This window comes from Streptosporangium nondiastaticum, from assembly GCF_003011965.1.
Classification (GTDB): domain Bacteria; phylum Actinomycetota; class Actinomycetes; order Streptomycetales; family Streptomycetaceae; genus Streptomyces; species Streptomyces nondiastaticus.
The window spans coordinates 1-994 of sequence record NZ_PXWG01000314.1; the positions used below are offsets into that span (position 1 = coordinate 1).

Annotated in this window: 1 pseudogene; it reads left to right on the forward strand. The window is 80.1% G+C overall.

Annotated elements, in window-relative coordinates:
• Positions 1–259 precede the first annotated feature (259 nt).
• Positions 260–994 (forward strand): annotated as a pseudogene (locus B7P34_RS35975) (hypothetical protein); the annotation flags it as partial.

Here is a 994-nt window from a genome sequence, read left to right on the forward strand (position 1 = left end):
GGCTCGTCGGCGGGGCCCGGCTCGTCCGCCGCCGCGCCCGTGCGGGAGGTCTCCCTGCTGCGCCCGTCCGTCGCGCCGCCGCTGCCCCCGCTGATACGCACGGGTCACCCGGCACCGGGCGCGCCCCCCGCGGACACCGCCCGGCGCTGATCCCCCGCGCGGGCCCCCTGCGCACGCCTGCGCAGACCTGGTTGAATTCCAGTGGGCCGCGCATCCCTCCGGCGATGCCGTGCGCCCTCCGGCGAACGGTGGGGAGAAGATGGACGAGGGGAAGTCGCGGGCCGCCGCGCCCAGGCCGCAGTGGTGGAGCCGCCCGCGCCCTCCCGCTGCCACGGAAGAGCACGAGGGCCCGGAGTTTCTCGACGCGACCCGGGCCACCGGCCCGGAGGCGGAGACGCGCACCCTGCCGGCGTACGGCCAGGAGCCTCCGGCCGAGCCGACCCGTCCGGCGGAAGCCGCGACGAGCCCGCTGCCCGCGTACGGCCAGGGGGCCGCGTCCTCGGGTGAGGCCATCTCGGGGCAGGATGCGGCCTCGGGCGCCGCGCCCGCGCCCGAACAGTCCGTCCAGGACGCCACTCGCCCGCTGCCCGCGTACGGTCAGGAGTCCGGGGCCGCCGGCTCGCTCGCCCATGGGCAGGAGCCCCCGGCATCCGGCGGGCCCGGGCCGGATGCCGGTCCGCGGCATGCTCCCGATCCCTACGGCACGCCTCCCTACGGGCAGCCCGGGCCGTGGGCGCCCGCGCCGCCCGTGCAGCGGCCTGTCACGCCGCCGCAGGGCACGGTGCTGCCGCCCGTACCGCCCATGGGCATGACCCCGCCGCACGGCACTCCCGCGCCCCCGGTCACCCCGCCGCACGGCACCCCCGTTCCTCCCGCGGGCATGACGCCCGCGCACGGCACCCCCGTGCCCCCGCCGCCCTACCCGCACGGGGCGCGTCCCACGCCGCCGCCCGGCGGGCCGTGGCAGTACGACCCCTGGGCCGCGCACTCCGCC